General features: G+C 64.0%; 2 protein-coding genes and 1 pseudogene. All 3 read right to left on the bottom strand.

Annotation, left to right across the window (positions count from 1 at the left end):
* Positions 1-758 (bottom strand): annotated as a pseudogene (locus EBBID32_RS10005) (conjugal transfer protein TraB); the annotation flags it as partial.
* Entirely contained in the window at positions 755-1,558 is an 804-nt protein-coding gene (locus EBBID32_RS10000; protein WP_006955514.1) for a type-F conjugative transfer system secretin TraK, read from the bottom strand. The gene EBBID32_RS10000 and the pseudogene EBBID32_RS10005, both read right to left, overlap by 4 nt.
* Positions 1,558-1,962: TraE/TraK family type IV conjugative transfer system protein (locus EBBID32_RS09995; protein WP_037490045.1), on the bottom strand; the 405-nt coding region annotated here is incomplete at its 5' end. The genes EBBID32_RS09995 and EBBID32_RS10000, both read right to left, overlap by 1 nt.

The raw sequence follows: 1,962 nt of genomic DNA, 5'->3' as shown, positions 1-1,962 counted from the left end.
ACCGGGAGCGGATCGGTCTGGCTGTTGACGCCAGCGCCCGCATCGACGCCGACGATGACACGCGCCGACGCGAAGCTGTTGGGCGGCAGGTAGTCAGGACTGTCCGAATAGACCGTGTTGCCGCGCTCGACGCGCGCGGCCCCTCCTGTCTCAAAGGCCACCACCTTCACCTGAGACACAGGCGTGGCAGCAAGAGCCGCGGTTCCGGGAGGCTGCTGATAGGTGCCCGGCGAACCCGAACCGTACATCGCTGCTGGTCCAGGTGTGGGCGGGACTGGGGGAGCGGCCCTTGCCGCGTTCACCTGCGCGCGCAGCTGCTCATTTTCCTGCTGATAGGCGCTGAGCACCCGTTGGCCGTCGGCGGCCATCGACTGGTTCTGGCCCTGGAGGGCTGCCACCTGCTGCGCGAGCTGGTCGATCCGCTGCTGCTGCATACCGACCGACTTCAGCTGGTTCTCGGTGGACTGGAAGCGGTTCTCCGAAGCGGCCATCCATTCCCGCTCGGACATGTTGCGGTTGACCATATCGTCGGTGGCAATCTTCACGTCCTGCGCCCCGGAGGTTCCAGCTTCGGGCGTGTCGCCATCGTCGAAGATCCAGAAGGCTGATGCGATCAGGAGGGCACCGGAAGCGCCGCCAAGCAGCAGGCGTTGCCTGCGGCGCACGGCCTCGTTGCCCGCAAGATCGTCACCAACCGGAGAAATGTCTGCGGCGTCGAGCGGCCTACGCTCGCGTGAGAAAAGCGTGCGCAGGTTCATGGCCGTTCTCCGGTACGCGTGACGAGATAGGCGGTGGTCACCTGGCCGGGCACCAAGCGTGGCTCGGCGACCGAAACGGCAACTGCGCTCGCAGGCGCTATCGTTGCGCCATCGAGTTCGACCGCCTCCTTCCCGCGATTTTCGATCCGCAGCACCCGGCCGTTGAGTTCGGCGCCGCGATACTCTGCGATCATCTGCACCCGGAGCGTACCGACCTGCACCGGGCTGCGCACCGACTGGCGCATCTGGTAGCCGTCGATGACCGATTGCGAATACATCGCTTGCACCAGAGCCGCAGCCTGTTCGCGCGGTTCCACGCGGGCACGAGTCGAAGCAGGAGCGCGCTCGCTCGCGATCGCCGGGTTGGAGATGAACACCTGGACGGCGTCCTCGCCTGCGATGCGGCAGACGAGCTTGTAGACGTAGCCGCGCTTCGATGTGGCAAAGAAGGAGAGCGAGGGCCGCGAATAGCCTTCGGGAACCGAGAGGTAGATATCGCCGCGCACCGGTTCGTTGACCACAGTGAAATCTTCGGCGGGATTGCCCGTCGAGACCTTGGAGACCGAGGCGAACTGGTCTTCCACGAGGCTGATGCGGGTGAGATCGCGCGACGATGCCGCACAATCGACCCGCGACCCGTCGGCAGCCATCACTGTCTGATCTGCCCATGCTGGCCCGGTAAAGGCCACGCTCGCGCCGATCGCCAGCAGCACGGCACCTGCTCCGCGGCTCATCAGGCACCAGGACCGCGATGAAAGCGCAGTGCCTGCCGCAAGCGTGCCGATCGCCCACATGACCATCAGCTCTTCTCCCCGGGCTTGTCGGTGACCATGCCGAAGCCGACCAGCTTGAGGCTGAGTCCGGTATAGTCCCAGGTGTAACGGAACCGCCGGTTCTCGACCGAGATGACTCGGTTGCCGACGATCGTCTGCAACTCGCCTGCCACTTCGGAAACCAGCGCATTGGGATCGACCTTCATCGACTGGATCGTGAAGGTCTGCGAAATGCTCGAGCCGCGTTGCTCGTCGAGGATCTTCAGGAGTTCGCCCTTGATCGCACCTTGCGAGCCGGGATGAGTTATCTCGAGTACCTCGTTCATCCAGTATTCGAGGTTACGTGGGCTGCGGTTCAACGTGAGCACAGCGACATCGCGCGTGATCATCTCGAGATAGTCCTTCGACACCCTGGACTTGTAACGGATTTG

This window comes from Sphingobium indicum BiD32 (assembly GCF_000382885.1).
Lineage (GTDB): Bacteria > Pseudomonadota > Alphaproteobacteria > Sphingomonadales > Sphingomonadaceae > Sphingobium > Sphingobium japonicum_C.
This window is presented reverse-complemented; position numbering and strand designations above follow the sequence as displayed.

What these genes read in the sequence shown, in the direction of transcription:
- EBBID32_RS10000 (WP_006955514.1), bottom strand. Translation starts at nt 1,558, where the DNA reads ATGGTCATGTGGGCGATCGGCACGCTTGCGGCAGGCACTGCGCTTTCA.